This is a genomic window from Vreelandella halophytica (genome assembly GCF_968193635.1).
Genome location: NZ_OZ309107.1, coordinates 172,971 through 196,453 on the forward strand (window position 1 = coordinate 172,971; position 23,483 = coordinate 196,453).

25 protein-coding genes and 4 tRNA genes are annotated in these 23,483 nt (G+C 57.9%); all 29 read left to right on the forward strand.

The annotated features are described in order from the left end of the window. Positions 1-46 precede the first annotated feature (46 nt). The 29 genes from ACWHXT_RS00795 (at position 47) to rplX (ending at position 23,474) form a co-directional block, all read left to right on the forward strand. A tRNA-Tyr gene (locus ACWHXT_RS00795) sits at positions 47-130 on the forward strand. A gap of 94 nt (positions 131-224) precedes the next feature. Further along, positions 225-298 (forward strand) — tRNA-Gly (locus tag ACWHXT_RS00800). A gap of 22 nt (positions 299-320) precedes the next feature. Next, positions 321-395: transfer RNA gene (locus ACWHXT_RS00805), tRNA-Thr, on the forward strand. Positions 396-547: 152 nt separating this feature from the next. Next, a tRNA-Trp gene (locus ACWHXT_RS00810) sits at positions 548-623 on the forward strand. A gap of 73 nt (positions 624-696) precedes the next feature. Beyond that, entirely contained in the window at positions 697-1,080 is a 384-nt protein-coding gene (gene secE / locus ACWHXT_RS00815; RefSeq protein ID WP_447927667.1) for a preprotein translocase subunit SecE, read from the forward strand. A gap of 8 nt (positions 1,081-1,088) precedes the next feature. Continuing rightward, positions 1,089-1,622: a transcription termination/antitermination protein NusG gene (gene nusG / locus ACWHXT_RS00820; protein WP_447527408.1), complete on the forward strand. Its 534-nt coding sequence runs from the start codon at positions 1,089-1,091 to the stop codon at positions 1,620-1,622. Positions 1,623-1,722: 100 nt separating this feature from the next. Continuing rightward, positions 1,723-2,154 carry a 50S ribosomal protein L11 gene (gene rplK / locus ACWHXT_RS00825; protein ID WP_447527409.1) on the forward strand — a complete coding sequence of 144 codons (432 nt, stop codon included), beginning with the start codon at positions 1,723-1,725 and terminating at the stop codon, positions 2,152-2,154. 2 nt (positions 2,155-2,156) lie between these two features. After that, on the forward strand, positions 2,157-2,849 hold the full coding sequence (gene rplA / locus ACWHXT_RS00830; protein WP_447927668.1) for a 50S ribosomal protein L1: 693 nt from the start codon (positions 2,157-2,159) through the stop codon (positions 2,847-2,849). A 322-nt stretch (positions 2,850-3,171) separates the two neighbouring features. Next, complete coding sequence (gene rplJ, locus ACWHXT_RS00835; protein ID WP_447527411.1) at positions 3,172-3,675, forward strand: 50S ribosomal protein L10; 504 nt, start codon at positions 3,172-3,174, stop codon at positions 3,673-3,675. 99 nt (positions 3,676-3,774) lie between these two features. After that, positions 3,775-4,146, forward strand: coding sequence for a 50S ribosomal protein L7/L12 (gene rplL / locus ACWHXT_RS00840; protein ID WP_447527412.1), 372 nt, complete (start codon positions 3,775-3,777; stop codon positions 4,144-4,146). A gap of 330 nt (positions 4,147-4,476) precedes the next feature. Next, complete coding sequence (gene rpoB, locus ACWHXT_RS00845) at positions 4,477-8,553, forward strand: DNA-directed RNA polymerase subunit beta (RefSeq protein ID WP_447927669.1); 4,077 nt, start codon at positions 4,477-4,479, stop codon at positions 8,551-8,553. Positions 8,554-8,563: 10 nt separating this feature from the next. Beyond that, positions 8,564-12,778 carry a DNA-directed RNA polymerase subunit beta' gene (gene rpoC, locus ACWHXT_RS00850; RefSeq protein WP_447956895.1) on the forward strand — a complete coding sequence of 1,405 codons (4,215 nt, stop codon included), beginning with the start codon at positions 8,564-8,566 and terminating at the stop codon, positions 12,776-12,778. A gap of 201 nt (positions 12,779-12,979) precedes the next feature. Beyond that, complete coding sequence (rpsL, locus tag ACWHXT_RS00855; protein WP_447927671.1) at positions 12,980-13,354, forward strand: 30S ribosomal protein S12; 375 nt, start codon at positions 12,980-12,982, stop codon at positions 13,352-13,354. 116 nt (positions 13,355-13,470) lie between these two features. Beyond that, entirely contained in the window at positions 13,471-13,941 is a 471-nt protein-coding gene (gene rpsG, locus ACWHXT_RS00860; RefSeq protein ID WP_447927672.1) for a 30S ribosomal protein S7, read from the forward strand. 160 nt (positions 13,942-14,101) lie between these two features. Next, a complete protein-coding gene (gene fusA / locus ACWHXT_RS00865) occupies positions 14,102-16,225 on the forward strand; it encodes an elongation factor G (RefSeq protein ID WP_447956896.1) in 2,124 nt (707 codons plus the stop codon). Between the two features lie 29 nt (positions 16,226-16,254). Beyond that, positions 16,255-17,448, forward strand: a complete 1,194-nt coding sequence (gene tuf, locus ACWHXT_RS00870; RefSeq protein ID WP_447527418.1) for an elongation factor Tu — start codon at positions 16,255-16,257, stop codon at positions 17,446-17,448. Between the two features lie 158 nt (positions 17,449-17,606). Continuing rightward, positions 17,607-17,918, forward strand: a complete 312-nt coding sequence (rpsJ, locus tag ACWHXT_RS00875) for a 30S ribosomal protein S10 (protein WP_009098983.1) — start codon at positions 17,607-17,609, stop codon at positions 17,916-17,918. A gap of 147 nt (positions 17,919-18,065) precedes the next feature. Next, on the forward strand, positions 18,066-18,704 hold the full coding sequence (rplC, locus tag ACWHXT_RS00880) for a 50S ribosomal protein L3 (protein ID WP_447527419.1): 639 nt from the start codon (positions 18,066-18,068) through the stop codon (positions 18,702-18,704). A gap of 15 nt (positions 18,705-18,719) precedes the next feature. Next, positions 18,720-19,325 carry a 50S ribosomal protein L4 gene (rplD, locus tag ACWHXT_RS00885; protein WP_447527420.1) on the forward strand — a complete coding sequence of 202 codons (606 nt, stop codon included), beginning with the start codon at positions 18,720-18,722 and terminating at the stop codon, positions 19,323-19,325. Continuing rightward, complete coding sequence (rplW, locus tag ACWHXT_RS00890; protein WP_447527421.1) at positions 19,322-19,618, forward strand: 50S ribosomal protein L23; 297 nt, start codon at positions 19,322-19,324, stop codon at positions 19,616-19,618. Before rplD ends, rplW begins: the two co-directional genes overlap by 4 nt. A gap of 17 nt (positions 19,619-19,635) precedes the next feature. Then, positions 19,636-20,466: a 50S ribosomal protein L2 gene (rplB, locus tag ACWHXT_RS00895; RefSeq protein ID WP_447927673.1), complete on the forward strand. Its 831-nt coding sequence runs from the start codon at positions 19,636-19,638 to the stop codon at positions 20,464-20,466. 33 nt (positions 20,467-20,499) lie between these two features. After that, positions 20,500-20,775, forward strand: a complete 276-nt coding sequence (rpsS, locus tag ACWHXT_RS00900; RefSeq protein WP_072824351.1) for a 30S ribosomal protein S19 — start codon at positions 20,500-20,502, stop codon at positions 20,773-20,775. A gap of 18 nt (positions 20,776-20,793) precedes the next feature. Beyond that, entirely contained in the window at positions 20,794-21,126 is a 333-nt protein-coding gene (rplV, locus tag ACWHXT_RS00905; RefSeq protein WP_009723900.1) for a 50S ribosomal protein L22, read from the forward strand. Between the two features lie 11 nt (positions 21,127-21,137). After that, positions 21,138-21,842: a 30S ribosomal protein S3 gene (gene rpsC, locus ACWHXT_RS00910; RefSeq protein WP_252105865.1), complete on the forward strand. Its 705-nt coding sequence runs from the start codon at positions 21,138-21,140 to the stop codon at positions 21,840-21,842. A gap of 15 nt (positions 21,843-21,857) precedes the next feature. Further along, on the forward strand, positions 21,858-22,271 hold the full coding sequence (gene rplP / locus ACWHXT_RS00915; RefSeq protein WP_252105866.1) for a 50S ribosomal protein L16: 414 nt from the start codon (positions 21,858-21,860) through the stop codon (positions 22,269-22,271). After that, positions 22,271-22,462, forward strand: a complete 192-nt coding sequence (rpmC, locus tag ACWHXT_RS00920) for a 50S ribosomal protein L29 (RefSeq protein ID WP_007111999.1) — start codon at positions 22,271-22,273, stop codon at positions 22,460-22,462. The genes rplP and rpmC overlap by 1 nt, the downstream gene beginning before the upstream one ends. A 1-nt stretch (position 22,463) precedes the next feature. After that, the gene (gene rpsQ / locus ACWHXT_RS00925; RefSeq protein WP_447929105.1) at positions 22,464-22,724 is read left to right on the forward strand and encodes a 30S ribosomal protein S17; all 261 of its coding nucleotides are present in this window, start codon (positions 22,464-22,466) and stop codon (positions 22,722-22,724) included. 49 nt (positions 22,725-22,773) lie between these two features. After that, positions 22,774-23,145, forward strand: a complete 372-nt coding sequence (gene rplN / locus ACWHXT_RS00930) for a 50S ribosomal protein L14 (RefSeq protein ID WP_252105868.1) — start codon at positions 22,774-22,776, stop codon at positions 23,143-23,145. A gap of 14 nt (positions 23,146-23,159) precedes the next feature. Further along, complete coding sequence (gene rplX / locus ACWHXT_RS00935; protein ID WP_447527423.1) at positions 23,160-23,474, forward strand: 50S ribosomal protein L24; 315 nt, start codon at positions 23,160-23,162, stop codon at positions 23,472-23,474. Positions 23,475-23,483: the final 9 nt, after the last annotated feature.

A 23,483-nucleotide genomic window follows, 5' to 3' on the forward strand; every position in this document is an offset into this window, starting at 1 on the left:
TGGCTTGACACTGTTTTGGAGGCTGGCATAATGTGCCGCCACAGCTGGAGAGGTTCCCGAGTGGCCAAAGGGAGCAGACTGTAAATCTGCCGCGAAAGCTTCGAAGGTTCGAATCCTTCCCTCTCCACCAGTTTTACGGCAACGGCTTTTGCGTTGTCTGGGGTTAAAAGCCGCAAGGCATGTATACGGTTGAGCTTGCCGGTTTTTGATTCTTTGGTAGTCAAGCGGGTGTAGTTCAATGGTAGAACCTCAGCCTTCCAAGCTGATGGTGCGGGTTCGATTCCCGCCACCCGCTCCAGTTTAGCGTTTGCTGTGATTGTGCTCATGTAGCTCAGGGGTAGAGCACACCCTTGGTAAGGGTGAGGTCGACGGTTCAATTCCGTCCATGAGCTCCATATTATGAAAAAAGCGGGCATTGCTCGCTTTTTTTTGTCTTTGTCGCCGTGGCTTATGCGGTGGGCGAAGTGCAAGGGTTGTCAGATAGCGGTTTCTTGGCTATCATGGCGCCCGCTCTGTAGCGTAGGTGTGCCGACGCACATCATGATACAGGCCAGTGGCTCAATTGGCAGAGCAGCGGTCTCCAAAACCGCAGGTTGGGGGTTCGAGTCCCTCCTGGCCTGCCAACCTTCCCCAGGTTGGTACGTCTTTTATCCAGAATTCCAGATCGCTCGCTGCACCCTGAGGAGTCTCGTTTTTATGAAGCCTAGTTCCGTAAAACATGGCGCAGAGGTGCAACAGTCGCGTCATGACGGGCTCAAGTGGGCGGCGGTCGTGGCGCTGCTTGTCGTTGCAGTCGTCGGTAATGTCTATTTTGCTGATATCGCGTTGCTCTATCGTGTGCTGGGCGTGGTGCTTGTGTGCGCCGCGGCCGGCTTGATTGCGTTGACCACCACCAAGGGGCGCGCATTGGTAGAGCTTGCGGTAAGCGCTAAGAAAGAGATTCAGCGCGTTGTATGGCCAACTCGGCCCGAAACCATTCAGACCACCGCCATCGTGCTGGTGGCCGTATTGGTCGTCGGTCTGATGCTCTGGTTGATTGACACTCTTCTTGGCTGGGCAATGTCCGGCGTCATTGGTTAGGAGTTTGCATGTCCAAACGTTGGTACGTCGTCCACGCCTATTCCGGCTTTGAAAAGCACGTGATGCGCTCGCTCCTTGAGCGGGTGAAAATGTACGGCATGGAAGACCGCTTTGGCGAAATTCTGGTGCCGACGGAAGAAGTGGTCGAGATGCGCGACGGCAAGCGTCGTAAAAGCGAGCGCAAGTTCTACCCGGGCTACGTGCTGGTCGAAATGGAAATGGTCGACGAGACCTGGCACTTGGTGAACGAAACGCCCCGCGTGATGGGCTTTATCGGTGGAACCAAAGAGAAGCCGGCGCCGATCACCACGCGTGAGGCCGACGCTATTTTGCACCGCGTCAAAGACGGCACCGATAAGCCGCGCCCCAAGACAATGTTCGAACCCGGTCAGTCGGTCCGCGTGACCGATGGCCCGTTTGCCGACTTCAACGGTGTCGTTGAAGAGGTGAACTACGAAAAGAGCCGTCTGCAGGTCAGCGTGCTGATCTTCGGGCGTGCTACGCCTGTGGAGCTCGAGTTCTCCCAGGTCGAGAAAGAGTAAGTAAAGAAAGAGTAAAGACAGACAAGTTGTTTCGTGCAGGGTAAGCCCCTGCTAACCCCGGGGAGCCGCAAGGCGTTATCACCCAATTGGAGTAATAAGCATGGCGAAGAAAGTACAGGCTTATATCAAACTGCAGGTCGCTGCAGGTAAAGCCAATCCGAGTCCCCCCGTGGGCCCTGCGCTGGGTCAGCACGGCGTGAACATCATGGAATTCTGTAAGGCGTTCAACGCAGAAACCCAGGACATCGAGCCGGGCCTGCCGACGCCGGTCGTGATCACGGTCTACTCTGACCGTAGTTTCACGTTCGTCACTAAAACGCCGCCGGCCGCCGTTCTGCTGAAAAAAGCAGCGGGCATCAAGTCCGGTTCCGGCGAGCCGAACAAGCAAAAAGTCGGCACCGTGACGCGCGAGCAGCTTGAAGAGATCGCCAAAACCAAAGAGCCGGACATGACCGCGTCCGATCTTGACGCCGCGGTACGCACGATCGCTGGTAGCGCTCGTAGCATGGGCCTAAACGTGGAGGGTCTCTGATCATGGCTAAACTATCCAAGCGCGCGAAGATCATTCGTGAAAAAGTAGACGTCAAAAAAGCGTACTCCCTGGAAGAAGCGGTTGCGCTTCTCTCCGAGCTTTCTACTGTAAAGTTCAAAGAGTCCGTTGATATCGCGATCAACCTGGGTGTTGACCCGCGTAAATCCGACCAGGTCGTTCGTGGTGCCACCGTTATGCCTAACGGTACTGGTAAAGACGTGCGCGTAGCCGTCTTCACCCAGGGCGCCAACGCCGACGCCGCTAAAGAAGCCGGCGCCGACATCGTGGGTATGGACGAGCTCGCCGAGCAGGTCAAAAAAGGCGTGATGGACTTTGACGTCGTCATCGCCTCGCCGGACGCCATGCGCGTTGTCGGTCAGCTGGGTCAGATTCTTGGCCCGCGTGGCCTGATGCCGAACCCGAAAGTCGGCACCGTGACCCCGGACGTCGCCACGGCCGTTAAAAACGCCAAGGCCGGTCAGGTACGTTTCCGTACCGACAAAAACGGCATTATCCACACCACGCTGGGTAAGATCGATTTTGACGCCTCCGCGGTACAGGGCAACCTGGAAGCGCTGGTCGCCGACCTGAAGCGTCTCAAGCCGAGCACCTCCAAAGGTGTTTACTTGAAGAAAATGACCCTGTCCACCACCATGGGCCCGGGTGTCACCATCGACCATTCCCAGTACGCGTAAGCGAAACGGTTCGGTGGGTGGCGGGCCAAGCGCCCGATGAAGCAAGAACGGTAAAGAAAGAGTTAAGCAAGAACTTTGCGGTCCTCTGCCCGGTACGCCAGGCAGAGCACCGTCAAAGACCGCAGGTGCCACACCCGGTTTTCCGGGCTGGCTTAATCGCTTAAGAGCGCCTGCGCAGATGGTGTGGCCGCCAGTTGGTTGATGCTTTTTTGAGCGACGCTTTTCTGGTGAGCACCATCCCCAAGGCTTTTAGGGTGCATTTGGCCCTAAAAGAGATGGTAACCACCGGACCTTTGAGGTCCGGCACGAAGGAGTGATCACTGTGCCACTAGCACTTGAAGGCAAGAAAGCGATTGTTGCCGAGGTGAGTGAAGCGGCCAAGGACGCACTCTCCGTCGTAGTTGCCGATTCTCGCGGCGTCACGGTTGGCAAAATGACCGACCTGCGCAAGCAAGCGCGCGAGAATGGCGTCCAGATTCGTGTTGTGCGCAACACGCTGGCACGCCGCGCCCTCGAGGGCACTCAGTGGGAGTGCCTGAACGAGAGCTTTGTTGGTCCGACTCTGTTGGCTTTCTCCACCGATCATCCGGGCGCTGCCGCTCGTTTGTTCAAGGAGTTTTCCAAAACCGAGCAGAACTTCGAAGTCAAGGCGCTGGCCTACGAAGGTGAGCTGATCCCGGCTGCCGACATTGACCGTCTGGCAACCCTGCCGACCTACGACGAGGCGATTGCCAAGTTGATGTCGGTCATGAAAGAAGCCTCTGCTGGCAAGCTGGTTCGTACTCTGGCCGCGCTGCGCGACCAGAAGCAGGAAGAAGCCGCTTAAGGCGCTTCTCTGCCGGCATCCCAGGCCTTGTGGCCTGACTGCCTGAACCGAGCAATGAAACCTGAGTCTACAGACTCCCGCAAAGTTAGGAATGAAACAATGGCACTGTCCAAAGACGATATCATCAATGCTGTAGCCGACATGTCCGTAATGGAAGTCGCTGAGCTGATCGAAGCAATGGAAGAGAAGTTCGGCGTATCCGCAGCGGCAGCCGTTGTCGCGGGCCCGGGCGGCGGCGAAGCAGCTGCTGAAGAAGAGCAGACTGAATTCGACCTGGTTCTGACCTCTGCTGGTGACAAGAAAGTTAACGTCATCAAAGCCGTTCGTGAAATCACCGGTCTTGGCCTGAAAGAAGCCAAGGGTGCCGTTGACGGCGCGCCGGCCACGCTGAAAGAAGGCATGTCCAAGGACGACGCAGAAGCAGCGAAGACCAAGCTGGAAGAAGCGGGCGCATCCGTCGAGCTCAAGTAATTCTTGTGCCGGCGGCTTTACGCTTAGCGTAAGCTTCCACGGCTGGCGGCGGGCAACTCCCGCTGCCGGCCTTTTTCTGTTGTAACTGGCATCATTGGATGCATCGTGTTATGCAGAAGGGCTGCCTGAGGGCAGTAACAACAGTAAGACCGGTGTTTGGTATCGGCATTCAAGGTTTTTATACCTTAATGAGCGTCCGATAACACTGTTATCTATCAAGATTTTTGACGGCGAGCTACCGATTTAGGAGCTTGCTGTCTGCGTCTGAAACGCCCGCGGGGCAGATGACCACGCATCGGCCACCCATGGTGAACAAGCTGGGGAATACAGATGGCTTACTCATATACTGAGAAAAAACGCATCCGCAAGGATTTCGGCAAACTGCCCCAAGTGATGGATGTGCCTTACTTGCTGGCGATCCAGCTTGATTCCTACTACGACTTTCTCCAGCAGGACCGTTCGCCTGATGAGCGTCACGAGGTCGGTCTGAATGCGGCGTTTAAGTCCGTGTTTCCAATCGAGAGCTTTTCTGGCAACGCTGCACTCGAGTATGTCAGCTACCGTTTCGGCACGCCGGCATTCGATGTAAAAGAGTGCCAGCTGCGCGGTGTTACCTACTCGGCGCCGCTGCGCGTGAAGGTTCGCTTGATCATTTACGATCGCGACTCTTCCAATAAAGCCATCAAAGATATCAAAGAGCAAGAAGTCTACATGGGGGAAATCCCCCTGATGACCGAGAACGGTACCTTCGTCATCAACGGTACCGAGCGGGTAATCGTCTCCCAGCTCCACCGCTCACCCGGTGTGTTTTTCGACCACGATAAAGGCAAGAGCCACTCGTCGGGCAAGCTGCTCTATTCAGCGCGCGTGATTCCTTACCGTGGCTCCTGGCTCGACTTCGAGTTCGACCCGAAAGACAACGTGTTCGTGCGTATCGACCGTCGTCGGAAGCTGCCGGCCTCGGTACTGATGCGTGCGCTTGGCATGAGCACCGAAGAGATCCTCGACGAGTTCTTCGAGACCAGCAAGTTCCACATCGAGAAATCCGGTTTCTCCGTGGAGCTCGTTCCGTCGCGCCTGCGCGGTGACACCGCTACGTTCGACATCAAGGACGGCAACGGCGAGATCATCGTCGAAGAGGGCCGTCGGATCACCCAGAAGCATATTCGTCAGCTTGAAAAAGCCGGCCTCGAGCGTCTGGAAGTGCCGATGGAGTACCTCTACGGCAAGACCCTGGCCAAAGACCAGGTCGATGCCAAGACCGGCGAGCTGATCGTCAACTGCAACACCGAGATCACCCCGGAAGTCCTCGAACGTATGGCGCAGGGCGGCATTACGCACGTCGAAACGCTCTACACCAACGATCTGGACTGCGGTTCGTTCATCTCCGATACCTTGAAGCTCGATACCACCGGTTCGCAGCTCGAGGCCCTCGTTGAGATCTATCGCATGATGCGCCCCGGCGAGCCGCCTACCAAGGAAGCCGCCGAGACGCTGTTCCACAACCTGTTCTTCACCGAAGACCGTTACGATCTGTCCGGTGTCGGCCGCATGAAGTTCAACCGCCGCCTGCGTCGCGATGCCGACACCGGTGCTGGCGTACTGGACCGTACCGATATCCTCGACGTGCTGCGCGAGCTGATCAACATTCGTAACGGCTTTGGCGACGTCGATGACATCGACCACCTGGGTAACCGTCGTATTCGCTGCGTAGGCGAAATGGCCGAGAACCAGTTCCGTGTCGGTCTGGTGCGCGTCGAGCGCGCGGTCAAAGAGCGTCTTTCCATGGCGGAAAGCGAAGGCTTGATGCCCCAGGATCTGATCAACGCCAAGCCGGTCGCGGCGGCGGTGAAAGAGTTCTTTGGCTCGAGCCAGCTTTCTCAGTTCATGGACCAGAACAACCCGCTCTCCGAGGTCACGCACAAGCGTCGTGTGTCCGCCCTCGGCCCGGGTGGTCTGACCCGTGAGCGTGCCGGTTTCGAAGTACGTGACGTACACGCCACGCACTACGGCCGTCTGTGCCCGATCGAAACGCCGGAAGGCCCGAACATCGGCTTGATCAACTCGCTGGCGACCTACAGCCATACCAACAGCTACGGCTTCCTCGAGACGCCGTACCGTAAGGTCAACTCGGGTCAGGTCACCGATGACATCGTTCACCTGTCGGCCATCGAAGAGGGCGACTTCGTTATCGCCCAGGCGTCGGCGGCGGTCAACGAAGCCGGTCAGCTTAGCGATGACCTGGTACAGGTCCGTCACCGTGGCGAAACCACCTTCATGCGTCCCGAGCAGGTGACCTTGATGGACGTTTCTCCGCGTCAGGTCGTATCGGTGGCCGCGGCCCTGATTCCGTTTTTGGAGCACGATGACGCCAACCGCGCCTTGATGGGTGCGAACATGCAGCGTCAGGCCGTGCCGACCTTGCGCGCCGACAAGCCGCTCGTTGGTACCGGTATGGAGCGCTTCGTAGCGCGGGACTCCGGCGTTTGCGCCGTGGCGCGGCGTGGCGGCGTGATCGATTCCGTCGACGCACGTCGTGTCGTCGTACGGGTCAACGAAGATGAAATCATCGGCGGTGAAGCCGGCGTTGATATCTACAACCTGACCAAGTACACGCGCTCCAACCAGAACACCTGCATGAACCAGCGCCCGATCGTTCGCCCCGGCGACGACGTAGCGCGCGGCGACATTCTCGCCGACGGCCCGTCCGTCGACATGGGTGATCTGGCCTTGGGTCAGAACATGCGCATCGCGTTCATGCCCTGGAACGGCTACAACTTCGAGGACTCCATCCTGCTCTCCGAGCGGGCCGTCCAGGAAGACCGTTTCACCACGATCCACATCCAGGAGCTGACCTGTGTGTCTCGCGACACCAAGCTCGGCCCGGAAGAGATCACCTCGGACATTCCCAACGTCGGCGAATCGGCGCTTGGCAAGCTGGACGAGGCCGGCGTGGTCTACATCGGTGCCGAAGTCGGCCCGGGTGACATTCTGTGCGGTAAGGTCACGCCCAAAGGGGAAACCCAGCTGACGCCGGAGGAAAAGCTGCTACGTGCCATCTTCGGCGAGAAGGCGTCCGACGTTAAGGACACCTCGCTGCGCGCCCCGACCGGCATGAAGGGTACGGTCATCGACGTGCAGGTCTTCACCCGCGACGGCGTCGAAAAAGATTCGCGCGCACTCTCCATCGAGCAGATGCAGCTCGACGAAGTGCGTAAGGATCTTCAGGAGACCTACCGTATCGCCGAAGACGCCACCTTCGAGCGTCTCAAGCGTACCCTGGACGGCCAGGCGGTCAACGGCGGCCCGAACCTGAAAAAAGGCGACGTGCTCGACGAAGCGTACCTGGAAGAGCTTCCGCGTCAGCAGTGGTTCAAGCTGCGCATGCAGGACGAGTCGTTCAACGAACTGCTGGCCCAGGCCGACGAGCAGCTCGAGAACCGCCGCAAGGAGATGGACGAGCGTTTCGAAGACAAGAAGCGCAAGCTCACTCAAGGCGACGACCTGGCGCCGGGCGTTCTGAAAATCGTCAAGGTCTACATGGCCGTGAAGCGCCGCATTCAGCCGGGCGACAAAATGGCCGGCCGTCACGGTAACAAGGGTGTTATCTCCGCGATCATGCCGGTCGAAGACATGCCGTTCGACGAGAAGGGCGAGCCGGTCGACGTGGTACTGAACCCCCTCGGTGTACCGTCGCGTATGAACGTGGGTCAGATTCTCGAAACCCACCTAGGTATGGCCGCACGCGGACTGGGTGTGAAGATCGACGCGATGCTGCGCGACGCGCGTGGCCAGCAGATTGCCGAGATTCGCGACTTCCTGGGACAGGTCTACAACACCCCGGGTACCCGTCTCGAGGACATCGACTCGCTCAGTGACGAAGAAGTCATTGCGCTGGCGAAGAACCTCAAGGGCGGTGTCCCGATGGCAACGCCGGTATTCGACGGTGCCAAGGAGCACGAGATCAAGCATCTGCTGAAGCTTGCAGATATCCCGGAGTCGGGCCAGATGAAGCTGTACGACGGCCGTACCGGCGACATGTTTGACCGTCCGGTGACCGTTGGCTACATGTACATGCTGAAGCTGAACCACCTGGTCGACGACAAGATGCACGCACGTTCTACCGGCTCGTACTCGCTGGTGACCCAGCAGCCGCTGGGTGGTAAAGCGCAGTTCGGTGGCCAGCGCTTTGGTGAAATGGAAGTGTGGGCGCTTGAGGCTTACGGCGCCGCGTACACGCTACAAGAGATGCTCACCGTCAAGTCGGATGACGTCGAGGGCCGCACCAAGATGTACAAGAACATCGTGGATGGCGACCACACCATGCAGGCAGGCATGCCGGAGTCCTTCAACGTACTCGTGAAGGAAATCCGCTCGCTGGGCATCGATATCGAGTTAGAGAGCTAGGAGCTGTCCAATGAAAGATTTGGTGAAAGTACTCAAATCGCAGTCTCAGTCCGAAGAGTTTGACGCGATCAAGATAACACTCGCGTCGCCGGACATGATTCGCTCCTGGTCGTTTGGCGAGGTGAAGAAGCCTGAGACCATCAACTACCGGACGTTCAAGCCCGAGCGCGACGGGCTGTTCTGTGCCAAGATTTTTGGCCCGGTAAAGGACTACGAGTGCCTGTGCGGCAAGTACAAGCGCATGAAGCACCGCGGCATCATCTGCGAGAAGTGCGGCGTCGAAGTGACCAAGGCCGCCGTGCGCCGTGAGCGCATGGGCCACATCGAGCTGGCATCCCCGGTTGCGCACATCTGGTTTTTGAAATCCTTGCCGTCACGCATCGGCATGTTCCTGGACATGACGCTGCGCGATATCGAGCGCGTGCTCTATTTTGAGTCCTTCGTCGTCATCGACCCGGGTATGACCACCCTCGAGCGTGGTCAGCTCTTGAACGACGAGCAGTACTTCGAGGCGCTCGAAGAGTTCGGCGACGACTTCGATGCCCGTATGGGCGCCGAAGCGGTGCAGGAACTGCTCAAAGACATCGATCTGGAAGAAGAGATCAACACGCTGCGCGAAGAGATTCCGCAGACCAACTCTGAAACCAAGATCAAGAAGCTTTCCAAGCGTTTGAAACTGCTGGAAGCGTTCTACCACTCCGGCAATGCGCCGGCGTGGATGGTCATGGAAGTGCTGCCCGTTCTACCGCCGGATCTACGTCCGCTGGTACCGCTGGACGGCGGCCGCTTCGCGACCTCGGATCTCAACGACCTTTATCGTCGTGTGATCAACCGTAACAACCGCCTGAAGCGTCTGCTCGATCTGAACGCGCCGGACATCATCGTGCGCAACGAGAAGCGTATGCTTCAGGAAGCGGTCGATGCGCTGCTGGACAACGGTCGCCGCGGTCGGGCGATTACGGGCTCCAACAAGCGCCCGCTTAAATCCCTTGCCGACATGATCAAGGGTAAGCAGGGTCGTTTCCGCCAGAACTTGCTGGGTAAGCGTGTCGACTACTCGGGCCGTTCGGTGATTACCGTGGGTCCGACGCTGCGCCTGCACCAGTGTGGTCTGCCGAAGAAAATGGCGCTCGAGCTGTTCAAGCCGTTCATCTACTCCAAGCTTCAATCGCTGGGCTTTGCCTCAACGATCAAGGCCGCGAAGAAGATGGTCGAGCGTGAGCTTCCGGAAGTGTGGGACATCCTGGCCGATGTCATCCGCGAACACCCGGTACTCTTGAACCGTGCCCCGACGCTTCACCGTCTGGGTATCCAGGCGTTCGAACCGCTTCTGATCGAAGGTAAGGCGATCCAGCTGCACCCGCTGGTGTGTGCCGCCTACAACGCCGACTTCGACGGTGACCAGATGGCGGTTCACGTACCGCTGACCCTGGAAGCCCAGCTCGAAGCCCGTGCGCTGATGATGGCCACCAACAACGTGCTGTCGCCGGCCAACGGCGAGCCGATCATCGTTCCTTCTCAGGACGTGGTGCTGGGTCTTTACTACATGACCCGCGAGAAGATCAACGCGAAAGGCGAGGGCATGGTGTTCTCCGGCCTCAACGAGGTCGAGCGCGCCTTCGGTACCCAAACCGTATCCCTACACGCCCGGGTCAAGGTTCGCCTCGACGAGGTCGTCGTCGACGAAGAGACCGGCGAGCGTAGCGACAAGCGCTCCATCTACGACACTACCGTCGGCCGGGCGCTTCTGTACCGCATTCTGCCCGAAGGCGTGCCTTTCGAGCTCATCGACAAGCCGATGAAGAAGAAGGCGATCTCCGGGTTGATCAACGAGGTGTACCGCCGCTCCGGGCTCAAGCCCACGGTCATCTTCGCTGACCAGCTGATGTATACCGGTTTCCGTTTGGCGACCTGGTCCGGTGCATCCATCGGCGTTAACGACTTCGTCATCCCGGACGCCAAGACCGAGATCGTCGACGCGGCGGAAGCCGAAGTCAAAGAGATCGAAGACCAGTTCTCCTCGGGTCTTGTGACCGCGGGCGAGAAGTACAACAAGGTCATCGATATCTGGTCCAAGGCCAACGATAAGGTGGCCAAGGCGATGATGACGGGTATCTCGAAAGAGACCGTGATCGACCGTGATGGCAACGAAGTCGAGCAGGACTCGTTCAACAGCGTCTTCATCATGGCCGACTCCGGTGCCCGGGGTAGTGCGGCTCAGATTCGTCAGCTCGCCGGTATGCGGGGCCTGATGGCCAAGCCGGATGGCTCGATCATCGAAACGCCGATCGTCGCCAACTTCCGTGAAGGTCTGAACGTACTTCAGTACTTCATCTCGACCCACGGTGCGCGTAAAGGTCTGGCGGATACGGCCCTGAAAACGGCCAACTCCGGTTACCTGACGCGCCGCCTGGTCGACGTGGCCCAGGATCTGGTCATCACCGAGACCGACTGTGGCACCGAGAACGGTCTGACGCTGCACCCGATCATCGAGGGTGGCGACATCATCGTACCGCTTTCCCAGCGCGTACTCGGCCGCGTCGTGGCGCTCGACGTCATCGACCCGAGCACCGAGGAAGTGCTGATCGCGCGTAACACCCTGCTCGACGAAGCTTGGTGTGCCGCACTCGACACCATGGGTGTCGATGAGATCGTGGTGCGTTCGACGATTACCTGTGACACGGCGCACGGTGTGTGCTCGTCCTGCTACGGCCGCGATCTGGCCCGTGGACACCAGGTCAACATCGGTGAGTCCGTCGGCGTCATCGCCGCGCAGTCCATCGGTGAGCCGGGTACCCAGCTGACCATGCGTACCTTCCACATCGGTGGCGCGGCCTCGCGTTCATCCGCGGTGGACAGCGTTCAGGTCAAGCACGGCGGTAAGGTACGCCTGCACAACATCAAGCACGTCGAGCGCGCCGACGGCAAGCTGGTCGTGGTATCACGCTCCAGTGCCCTGGCCGTCGCCGACGACCACGGCCGTGAGCGCGAGTACTACAAGCTGCCTTATGGTGCCGAGCTTTCGGTACGCGACGGCGACGTCGTCGATGCCGGCGCTACCGTGGCCAAGTGGGATCCGCACACCCACCCGATCGTGGCCGAAGTAGAAGGTAAGGCGCAGTTCATCGATCTTGACGAGGGTGTCACCATGCACCGCTCCGTCGACGAAATGACCGGTCTTTCCTCTATCGAGGTGATCGAGTCCGCGGCACGCCCGATGGCCGGTCGCGACAAGCGCCCGATGGTCATGCTGCAGGACGCGGCTGGCGAGTACGTGTCGGTTTCCGGCTCCAATACGCCGGTTCAATACCTGCTGCCGGGTAACTCGATCATCTCCGCCGACGACGGCGCGAGCATCGGTGTCGGTGAGGTCGTTGCGCGTATTCCGGTCGAAGCGTCGGGTAACAAGGACATCACCGGTGGTCTGCCGCGGGTTGCTGACTTGTTCGAGGCGCGTAAGCCGAAAGAGTCCGCGATCCTTGCCGAAATCAGCGGTGTGGTGAGCTTCGGTAAAGAGACCAAGGGCAAGCGTCGTCTGACGATTACCCCGGAAACCGGCGATGCGTTCGAAGCGCTGATTCCGAAATGGCGTCAGATCGCGGTATTCGAAGGCGAGACCGTCGAGAAGGGCGAAGTCATCTCCGATGGCCCGAGCAATCCGCACGACATCCTGCGTCTTCTGGGTGTGGCGGAACTCGCCAAGTACATCACGGCCGAAGTACAGGACGTTTACCGCTTGCAGGGCGTGGGCATCAACGACAAGCACATCGAAGTCATCGTGCGTCAGATGCTGCGCAAGGTCGAGATCACCGATTCGGGTGATTCCGACTTCATCACCGGTGACCAGGCAGAGCTCGTACGCGTGCTCGAGCAGAACGTGCGCCTTGAGAAAGAGGGCAAGTTCCAGGCCAAGTGCAACCGCCTGCTGCTGGGTATCACCAAGGCGAGCCTGGCGACCGAGTCGTTCATTTCCGCGGCCTCGTTCCAGGAAACCACACGGGTACTCACCGAAGCCGCGGTAACGGGCAAGCGCGACTACCTGCGCGGCTTGAAAGAAAACGTGGTGGTTGGGCGTCTGATTCCGGCAGGTACCGGTCTGACCCACCACGCCGAGCGTCGTCGCAAGCGCGAAGACGTCGAGCGCCAGTTCAATCCCTCGGCGACCGAGGTTGAACAGGAGCTGGGTGCACAGCTAACCGCCCTCGATACTGACGACGAGCTTTAAGAAAGCCTTTGATCAGCATCGAATGACGTTAGCCACGTACCAGGCGGTTGGCCTTTGGGAGGCGGTCTTGCCGGCGAAAATGCCGGCAAGACTTGACGCAACCCATGGCCAGCCATTAGAATGCGCAGCCTTTAACAGTGGGGTGGGTGCGCCCGCGACCACGAAAAAGGCCAAGGCAACCATTGGAGTCAGCTAAACACCATGGCAACGATTAATCAGCTAGTGCGCAAGCCGCGCAAGCGCCCCGTCACCAAAAGTGACGTGCCCGCGCTTCAGGCTTGTCCGCAAAAGCGCGGCGTATGTACGCGCGTTTACACCACCACCCCGAAGAAGCCGAACTCGGCCCTGCGTAAGGTTTGCCGTGTGCGCCTGACCAACGGATTCGAAGTCGCTTCCTACATCGGTGGTGAAGGTCACAACCTGCAGGAACACTCGGTCGTTCTGATCCGCGGCGGTCGTGTTAAGGATTTGCCCGGTGTGCGTTATCACACCGTTCGTGGCGCCCTTGATACCTCTGGCGTTCAGAACCGTCGCCAGGGTCGTTCCAAGTACGGTACCAAGAAGCCGAAGTCCTAAGACTCGCGGTCTCTTTAATACGAATTTGCTGGTCTGATAAGAGTAAGGTCGGGCGACGCCAAAAGGCGACTATAAGCCCCGGGTTTACCTGAAGGATCCTTAAACGAGGGCTTATCATGCCTAGAAGAAGAGTTGTAGCCAAACGCGAAATCCTGCCGGATCCGAAGTTCGGAAGTGAGCGTCTGGCGAAGTTCATGAACCACCTGATGACCAGCGGCAAGAAGTCCGTAGCTGAGCGCATCGTATACGGTGCGTTGGACAGGGTTGCCGAGCGTAGTAATGAAGAGCCGCTGGAAATCTTCGACAAGGCGCTGGAAACCATCCAGCCGATGGTCGAAGTCAAGTCGCGCCGCGTAGGTGGTGCGACCTATCAGGTGCCGGTCGAAGTTCGCCCGTCACGTCGTCAGGCGCTCGCAATGCGCTGGCTGGTAGACGCTGCGCGTCGCCGCGGTGAAAAAACGATGGTTCAACGCCTGGCAGGCGAAATGCTGGATGCCGCAGAAGGCAAAGGCTCTGCAGTTAAGAAGCGTGAAGACGTGCATCGTATGGCAGAAGCCAACAAAGCCTTCTCTCACTATCGTTTCTAAGCTCGGCGCTGCCAAGTGTGGGTTTTTTATGCCCCGTTGCACGCGCCACACGCTGTGTGACGCCGCTGCAACTCTCCGCCGCTATCCGCTGATGGCGGCGGTGGCATAAAAAAAGTCGCAGCTTTATTAACGAGCATCGCCAACTAACGGGAGTTTCACCGTGGCACGCAAGACTCCACTAAAGCGTTATCGCAATATCGGTATCGTGGCTCACGTTGACGCGGGTAAAACCACGACAACCGAGCGCGTACTGTTCTACACCGGCCTCTCCCACAAAGTGGGTGAAGTGCACGACGGTGCCGCGACCATGGACTGGATGGAGCAGGAGCAGGAGCGTGGTATCACTATCACCTCAGCTGCGACGACCTGTTTCTGGCAGGGCATGAGCAAGCAGTTCGACGAGCACCGCATCAACATCATCGACACCCCCGGACACGTTGACTTCACGATCGAAGTCGAGCGTTCCTTGCGTGTTCTTGATGGTGCGGTCGTCGTACTGTGTGGTTCCTCCGGCGTTCAGCCGCAGACGGAAACCGTATGGCGCCAGGCCAACAAGTATGAAGTTCCGCGCATGGTCTTCGTCAACAAGATGGACCGTACCGGCGCTGACTTCTTCATGGTTCTCGATCAGCTCAAAGAGCGTTTGGGTGCCAACGCCGTGCCGATCCAGATCAACTGGGGCACGGAAGAAGACTTCAAAGGCGTCATCGATCTCATCCAGATGAAAGCGATTCTGTGGGACGAAGAAAACAAGGGCATGAACTACGAGCTCGTCGATATCCCGGCCGATCTCCAGGAGACCGCCGAGAAGTATCGTGAAGAGATGGTCGAGTCTGCTGCTGAAGCCTCTGAAGAGCTGATGGACAAGTACCTCGAAGAGGGCGAGCTGTCCATCGAAGAGATCAAGGCGGGTCTGCGTGCGCGCACTCTGGCCAACGAGATCGTGCTGGTTACCTGTGGTTCCGCGTTCAAGAACAAGGGCGTACAGGCGGTGCTGGACGGCGTTATCGAATACATGCCGTCACCCACCGAAGTCAAGCCGATCGAAGGTGAGCTGGACGACAAAGACGGCACCATCGAGACCCGTGAAGCCGACGACGATCAGCCGTTCGCGGCGCTGGCGTTCAAAATCGCCACCGACCCCTTCGTTGGTACGTTGACCTTCATTCGCGTTTACTCGGGCGTTCTGAACTCTGGCGACGGTGTCTTCAACTCCGTTAAGTCGAAGAAAGAGCGTGTGGGTCGTATCGTACAGATGCACTCCAACTCGCGTGAAGAAATCAAGGAAGTGCGTGCCGGCGATATCGCGGCATGTATCGGCCTGAAAGACGTCACCACGGGTGACACTCTGTGCGATATCGACCACAAGATCGTGCTCGAGCGCATGGAATTCCCGGAACCGGTTATCTCGGTAGCAGTTGAGCCGAAATCCAAGCCGGACCAGGAAAAAATGGGCGTGGCACTGGGCAAGCTGGCCCAGGAAGACCCCTCTTTCCGCGTGCAGACCGACGAAGAAACCGGCCAGACCATCATTTCGGGTATGGGCGAGCTTCACCTGGACATTCTCGTTGACCGTATGCGTCGCGAGTTCAAGGTAGAAGCCAACATCGGTAAGCCGCAGGTCGCCTACCGCGAAACCATTCGCGGCAGCGTCGAGCAGGAAGGCAAGTTCGTACGCCAATCCGGTGGTCGTGGTCAGTTCGGTCACGTTTACCTGCGTATCGAGCCGCTGACTGCTGAAGAGAAAGGCGAAGGCGATGATGAAATCTTCTTCAAATTCGTCTCAGAAATCGTGGGCGGTGTGGTTCCGAAGGAGTACGTCCCTGCGGTTGAGAAGGGTGCCTACGAGCAGCTGAAAAATGGTGTCATCGCGGGCTACCCGATGATCGACGTCAAGGTTACGCTGTTCGACGGCTCCTACCACGACGTGGACTCTAACGAGACTGCGTTCAAGATTGCTTCTTCCATGGCGATCAAAGAGGGTGCCAGGAAGGCCAAGGCCGTGCTGCTGGAGCCGGTGATGAAGGTCGAGGTCGTGACCCCCGAAGACTTTATGGGTGACGTCATGGGCGACCTGAACCGTCGTCGCGGCTTGGTGCAGGGCATGGATGACTCCTCTTCCGGTAAGATCATCCGTGCAACGGTGCCGCTGGGTGAGATGTTCGGTTACGCAACCGATCTACGCTCTCAGACCCAGGGCCGTGCGAGCTACTCCATGGAGTTCGCGAAGTACGATGAGGCGCCCAACAGCGTCGTTGAAGCCGTCATCAACCAAAACGGTTAACCGTTAGCTAACGTAAAGAGGTTATAGCAGTGGCTAAGGAAAAATTTGAACGTTCCAAACCGCATATCAACGTCGGCACCATCGGTCACGTCGACCACGGTAAAACGACTCTGACAGCGGCCCTGACGCGCGTGTCTGCTGAAGTTTTCGGCGGTGACTGGCGTGAGTTCGATACCATCGATAACGCTCCTGAAGAGCGCGAGCGCGGTATCACCATCGCAACGTCTCACGTTGAGTATCAGTCCGAAGTACGCCACTACGCGCACGTCGACTGCCCGGGACACGCCGACTACGTCAAGAACATGATCACCGGTGCTGCGCAGATGGACGGCGCGATCCTGGTATGTTCCGCCGCTGACGGCCCCATGCCGCAGACCCGCGAGCACATCCTGCTGTCCCGTCAGGTTGGCGTTCCGTTCATCGTCGTGTTCCTGAACAAAGCGGACATGGTCGATGACGCAGAGCTGCTCGAGCTGGTCGAAATGGAAGTTCGCGAGCTTCTCGACCAGTACGACTTCCCGGGCGACGACACGCCGATCATTACCGGTTCCGCGCTGATGGCGCTGGAAGGTAAAGACGACAACGGCATGGGTACTACCGCCGTTGCCGAGCTGATCAAAGCGCTTGACGCCTACATCCCGGAGCCGGAGCGTGCGATCGATCAGCCGTTCCTGATGCCGATCGAGGACGTATTCTCTATCTCTGGCCGTGGTACCGTTGTTACCGGTCGTGTAGAGCGTGGTCTCGTTAAAGCGGGTGAAGAAGTCGAAATCATCGGCATGAAAGACACCACCAAAACCACCGTTACCGGTGTTGAGATGTTCCGTAAGCTGCTCGACGAAGGTCGTGCAGGCGAGAACGTTGGTGCGCTTCTGCGTGGTACCAAGCGTGATGACGTCGAGCGTGGTCAGGTTCTGGCCAAGCCGGGCTCCATCAAGCCGCACACCGTCTTCGAAGCCGAAGTCTACGTGCTGTCCAAAGACGAAGGCGGCCGCCACACGCCGTTCTTCAAGGGCTATCGTCCGCAGTTCTACTTCCGTACCACCGACGTAACCGGTACTTGTGAACTGCCGGAAGGCGTTGAAATGGTTATGCCGGGCGACAACATCCAGATGGTTGTTACCCTGATTGCGCCGATCGCCATGGAAGAAGGCCTGCGCTTCGCGATTCGCGAAGGCGGCCGTACCGTTGGTGCCGGCGTCGTAGCCAAGATCGTTCAGTAAGTTTTTAGCTGAATGACGAAGGGGGCTCTCATGAGCCCCCTTTTCTGCGCATCAAGAGCAAATGTTTGACACTGTCTCTTGAGGTGCATATAATGCGCATCCTTTGAATGCGTGGGTAGACGGCTCGCGCCGTCGACATCCATTGGAGTTTAGGGCAAATGCAGAACCAAAAGATTCGCATTCGGTTGAAAGCGTTCGACCATCGCCTGATCGATCAGTCCACAGCGGAAATCGTAGAAACCGCTAAGCGTACTGGTGCTCAGGTCCGTGGGCCGATCCCGCTGCCGACCAACCGCGAGCGCTACACCATTCTGATTTCACCGCACGTCAACAAAGACGCGCGTGACCAGTATGAGATTCGTACGCACAAGCGCGTGCTCGACATCGTTGAGCCGACCGAGAAAACTGTTGATGCGCTGATGAAGCTCGACCTCGCCGCTGGCGTCGACGTGCAAATCAAGCTCGACTAATCACACTAGACACTTGCGGCCCAGCGATCATCGATTAACTGATCAGCAGCCGCCGCGCCGGGATGGCGCCATACAATGTGCTAGTGGAATGCTCTGGAAAGGGCAGCCATAGCGGGTGATAGCCCCGTACACTATAGGAGACTGAGTATGACTATCGGTTTAGTCGGTAAAAAGGCCGGGATGACCCGTGTCTTTACCGAAGACGGCGCATCCGTGCCCGTAACCGTTATTGAAGTGGATCCTAACCGTGTTACACGCGTAAAAACCGTCGAGTCCGACGGCTACGCAGCGGTTCAGATTACCACCGGCTCTCGCAAGGCCAAGCACCTCACCAAAGCGCAAGCTGGACAGTTTGCCAAGGCGGGTGTTGAGGCTGGTCGTTCACTGATGGAATTCCGCCTTGCAGAAGGTGAGGACGTTCCGGAAGTGGGTGGCGAACTCACCGTATCCCTCTTCGAAGCTGGTCAAATGATCGATGTGACCGGCACCTCTAAGGGTAAAGGCTTCCAGGGTGCTGTTAAGCGCTGGAACTTCCGTACCCAAGACAACAGCCATGGTAACTCCCTGTCGCACCGCGCGCCGGGTTCTATCGGCATGTGTCAGACCCCGGGTCGCGTATTTAAAGGCAAAAAAATGGCCGGTCAGATGGGTAACGCCCGCTGCACCGTGCAGAGCCTTGAAATCGTCCGTGTCGATGCCGAGCGTAACCTGCTGCTAATCAAAGGTGCTGTTCCGGGTGCAACCGGTAGCGACGTCATCGTTCGCAGCGCCGTGAAAGCTGGCTGAAGGGGATAATTACCAATGAATCTGAATCTTGCTGCAGGCACGGGTACCGTTGAAGTAGCCGACGCCACTTTTGGCAAAGAATTCAACGAAGCGCTGGTCCACCAGGTCGTTACTGCCTATTTGGCAGGTGGCCGTCAGGGCACCCGCGCTCAAAAGAATCGTTCCGACGTCCGTGGCGGTGGTAAAAAGCCGTGGCGTCAGAAAGGTACCGGTCGCGCACGTGCCGGCACCATCCGCTCTCCGCTATGGCGCAGTGGCGGCGTAACCTTCGCGGCACGTCCGCAGGATCACTCCCAGAAGGTTAACCGCAAGATGTACCGTGCGGCGATGCGCTCCATCCTGTCTGAGCTGGTACGCCAGGAACGTCTGGTTGCGGTTGAAGAGTTCAGCGTAGACGCGCCCAAGACCAAGCAGGTCGCTGCCAAGCTAAAAGAGCTCAACCTTGAAAAAGTGTTGATCGTCACCGATGAAATCGACGAAACGCTCTATTTAGCCGCGCGTAATCTTCCCCACGTGAGCGTGGTGGATGTCGCGGCAGCTGATCCGGTGAGCCTGGTTGCCTTTGATAAGGTCCTGATCACCGTCTCCGCCCTGCGTAAATTCGAGGAGAAGCTGGCATGAACCAGGAACGCGTATTCAAGGTTCTGCTTGGACCGCACGTGACCGAAAAGGCCGCGTCGGCCGCCGAGCGCAACCAGTACGTTTTCAAGGTGGCATCTGATGCTACCAAGCCCGAGATCAAAAAAGCCGTTGAAGCGCTATTCGACAAGAAAGTCGGCAGTGTTCAGGTTTTGAACGTCAAGGGGAAAACCAAGCGTACTGCTCATGGTGTTGGCCTGCGTAAGGGTTACCGCAAAGCGTATGTGACCCTGGCTGCGGGCGAAACGCTCGAAGACTTCTCTGGCGCCGAATAAGGGCAGGAGTACGGATAATGGCAATCGTCAAGACCAAACCCACATCCGCCGGTCGCCGCCACGTCGTCAAGATCGTTGGTGAGCAGCTGTACAAGGGCCGCGCTTATGCGCCGCTTTTGGAAAAACAGTCCAAGTCCGGTGGCCGTAACAACTACGGTCGCATCACCACCCGCCACGTGGGCGGTGGTCACCGTCAGCACTACCGTTTGATCGACTTCAAACGCACCAAGGATGGCGTTCCCGCCACCGTTGAGCGTCTTGAGCACGATCCGAACCGTAGTGCGCACATTGCGCTGCTTAAGTATGCCGATGGCGAGCGTCGTTACATCATCGCACCGAAAGGTGTCAGCGCGGGTGACGTGCTGGAATCCGGTGTTAACGCGCCCATCAAGAAAGGCAATGCCTTGCCGCTGCGCAATATCCCGCTCGGTTCTACCGTTCACGGTATCGAGCTGAAGCCGGGTAAAGGCGCGCAGATTGCTCGCAGTGCCGGTACTAGCGCACAGCTGGTTGCGCGTGAAGGTAACTACGCCACCTTGCGTCTTCGCTCTGGCGAAATGCGTAAGATCCTGGCCGAGTGCCGCGCGACCCTGGGCGAAGTGAGCAACTCCGAGCACAGCCTGCGTCAACTTGGCAAGGCCGGTGCGAAGCGCTGGAGAGGCGTGCGTCCGACTGTTCGCGGCGTCGCGATGAACCCGGTAGACCACCCGCACGGTGGTGGTGAAGGCCGCACCAGCGGTGGTCGTCATCCGGTTTCTCCTTGGGGTATTCCGACCAAGGGTCACAAGACGCGTAAGAACAAGCGCACCGACAAGCTGATCGTACGTCGTCGTAACAAGACGCGTTGATCTAAATTGCCAAGACATTAAGAGGTAACGGCTGTGCCACGTTCACTGAAGAAAGGTCCATTTATCGACCTTCATCTTTTGAAGAAGGTCGAGACGGCAGTAGAAAAGAACGATCGCAAACCGATCAAGACCTGGTCGCGTCGTTCGATGATTCTGCCCAATATGGTAGGTCTCACCATCGCGGTCCATAACGGACGCCAGCATGTCCCGGTGCACGTCTCCGAGGAAATGGTGGGTCATAAACTTGGCGAATTCGCTGCTACCCGCACATATCGCGGTCATGCGGCGGATAAGAAAGCCAAACGGTAAGCCAGAGAGGATTGAGAGATGGAAGTCACAGCTAAGCTGAGTGGCGCTGCTTTATCCGCACAGAAGGCCCGTTTGGTGGCTGACCAAGTGCGCGGTAAACCGGTTGCCGAAGCTATTGACCTGCTGACCTTCTCCCCGAAGAAGGCTGCCAAGCTGGTTAAGAAAGTGCTTCAGTCCGCCATCGCGAATGCGGAAGAAAACAACGGCATGGACATCGACGAGCTGCGTGTCTCGACCATCTGCGTCGATGAGGGCATGACGCTCAAGCGTATCAAGCCGCGCGCCAAAGGCCGTGCGGATCGTATCTTGAAGCGCACCTGCCACATCACCGTCAAGGTAGCCGAGAAGTAGGAGTCGACCAGATGGGTCAGAAAGTCAATCCAATAGGCATTCGACTGGGCATTGTCAAAGACCATGCTTCTGTCTGGTATGCCGAGCGCGGCGCTTACGCCGATAAGCTCAATAACGATCTCGCAGTGCGCAGCTTCCTGGAAGAGCGTCTGAAAAACGCCTCCGTTAGCCATATCCATATCGAGCGCCCTGCGAACAATGCCCGCATCACCATTCACACTGCCCGTCCGGGTATCGTGATTGGTAAAAAAGGTGAAGATGTCGACCGTCTGCGTCGCGATCTTACCGAGATGATGGGTGTTCCGGTTCACGTGAACATCGAAGAAGTTCGCAAGCCGGAACTTGATGCCAAGCTCGTCGCCGCGAACGTTGCCGGCCAGCTTGAGCGTCGCGTGATGTTCCGTCGTGCGATGAAGCGCGCGGTACAAAACGCCATGCGTTTGGGTGCTGGCGGTATCAAGATTCAGCTGTCAGGTCGTCTGGGTGGCGCCGAAATCGCACGTACCGAATGGTACCGCGAAGGTCGCGTTCCGCTGCATACCCTGCGTGCTGATATCGATTACGCCACATTTGAGGCTCACACCACCTATGGCGTTATCGGCGTCAAAGTGTGGATCTTCAAGGGTGAAATCCTCGGCGGTATCGAGGAAGTACGTGCCAAGGCCAAGCAGCAACAGCCTTCCGGCAACGCGCCCAAGAAGAAAGGTTCCAGATAAGGGGAGAGCGAGTCGATGTTACAGCCCAAGCGTATGAAATTCCGTAAGATGCAGAAAGGCCGCAACCGTGGCCTCGCGCATCGCGGAAGCAAGATCAGCTTCGGGGAATATGGCCTGAAAGCTACCGGTCGCGGCCGCATCACTGCGCGCCAGATCGAAGCCGGCCGTCGTGCGATCACACGTCACGTTAAGCGTGGCGGTAAGATCTGGATCCGCGTATTCCCGGACAAGCCGATCTCCAAGAAGCCACTCGAAGTTCGTATGGGTAAAGGTAAGGGGTCTGTTGAGTACTGGGTAGCCCAGATCCAGCCGGGTCGGGTCCTGTACGAAATTGAAGGCGTATCCGAAGAGCTGGCCCGTGAAGCATTTGATCTGGCCGCACAGAAGATGCCCTTGTCCACCACCTTTGCAAAACGGACGGTGATGTGATGAAAGCTCAAGAAATTCGTGAAAAGTCCGCAGGAGAGCTCCAAGAGCAGCTCCTCGAGCTCCTCCGCGAGCAGTTTAACCTGCGCATGCAGAAGGCCACTGGCCAACTGAGCCAGACTCATCTGCTCAAGCAGGTCCGTCGGGATATCGCCCGTGTGAAGACTTTGCTCAACGAGAAGGCAGGTGATTGAGATGGCCGAAGAGAAAAAAGCACGTACGCTCACCGGTAAGGTGGTGAGCGACAAGATGGAGAAATCCATCGTCGTCATGATCGAGCGTCGTGAGCGCCACCCGATCTACGGAAAATACGTTAAGCGCTCCACCAAGCTGCACGCCCATGATGAGGCGAACCAGGCAAAGGCAGGCGATACGGTTTCCATCGAGGAGTGCCGTCCGCTTTCCAAGAAGAAAGCCTGGACGCTGGTCGAGGTGGTCGAGCAGGCCAAGGGTTGATCCCCTGGTCTTCCAACCAGTGCAGTCAGATTAGGTTTGGAGAAAACCGATGATTCAGACTCAGACAATGCTGGATGTCGCCGACAACAGCGGAGCGCGCCGGGTGCAATGCATCAAGGTGCTAGGCGGTTCACACCGTCGCTACGCTCGCGTAGGTGATGTCATCAAGGTAACGGTGAAAGAGGCTATCCCGCGGGGCAAGGTCAAAAAAGGCCAGGTCCTCAAGGCGGTGGTCGTTCGCACCCGCAGCGGTGTCCGTCGTAACGACGGGTCGCTTATTCGTTTCGATGGAAATGCGGCGGTTTTGTTGAACAACACCAACGAACAGCCGATCGGCACCCGTATTTTCGGTCCGGTCACTCGTGAACTGCGTAATGAGCGGTTTATGAAGATCATTTCCTTAGCGCCTGAAGTGCTGTAAGGAGCGAGGCGAATATGCAAAAGATCAAACGTGACGATGAAGTCATCGTCATCGCCGGGAAGGATAAAGGCAAGCGTGGCACCGTTAAGCGGGTATTAGAAAACCGCTTTCTGGTGTCCGGTGTGAATATGATCAAACGTCACACCAAAGCCAATCCCATGGCGGGAAATCAGGGCGGTATCGTCGAGCGTGAGGCTCCGATTCACGCGTCCAACGTAGCCATCTTCAATTCGGAGACCGGTAAGGCGGATCGCGTCGGCTTCCAGGTGAAGGAAGACGGTACCAAGGTACGTATCTACAAGTCGACGCAGACGCAGATCGACGCCTAACGCGAGTCG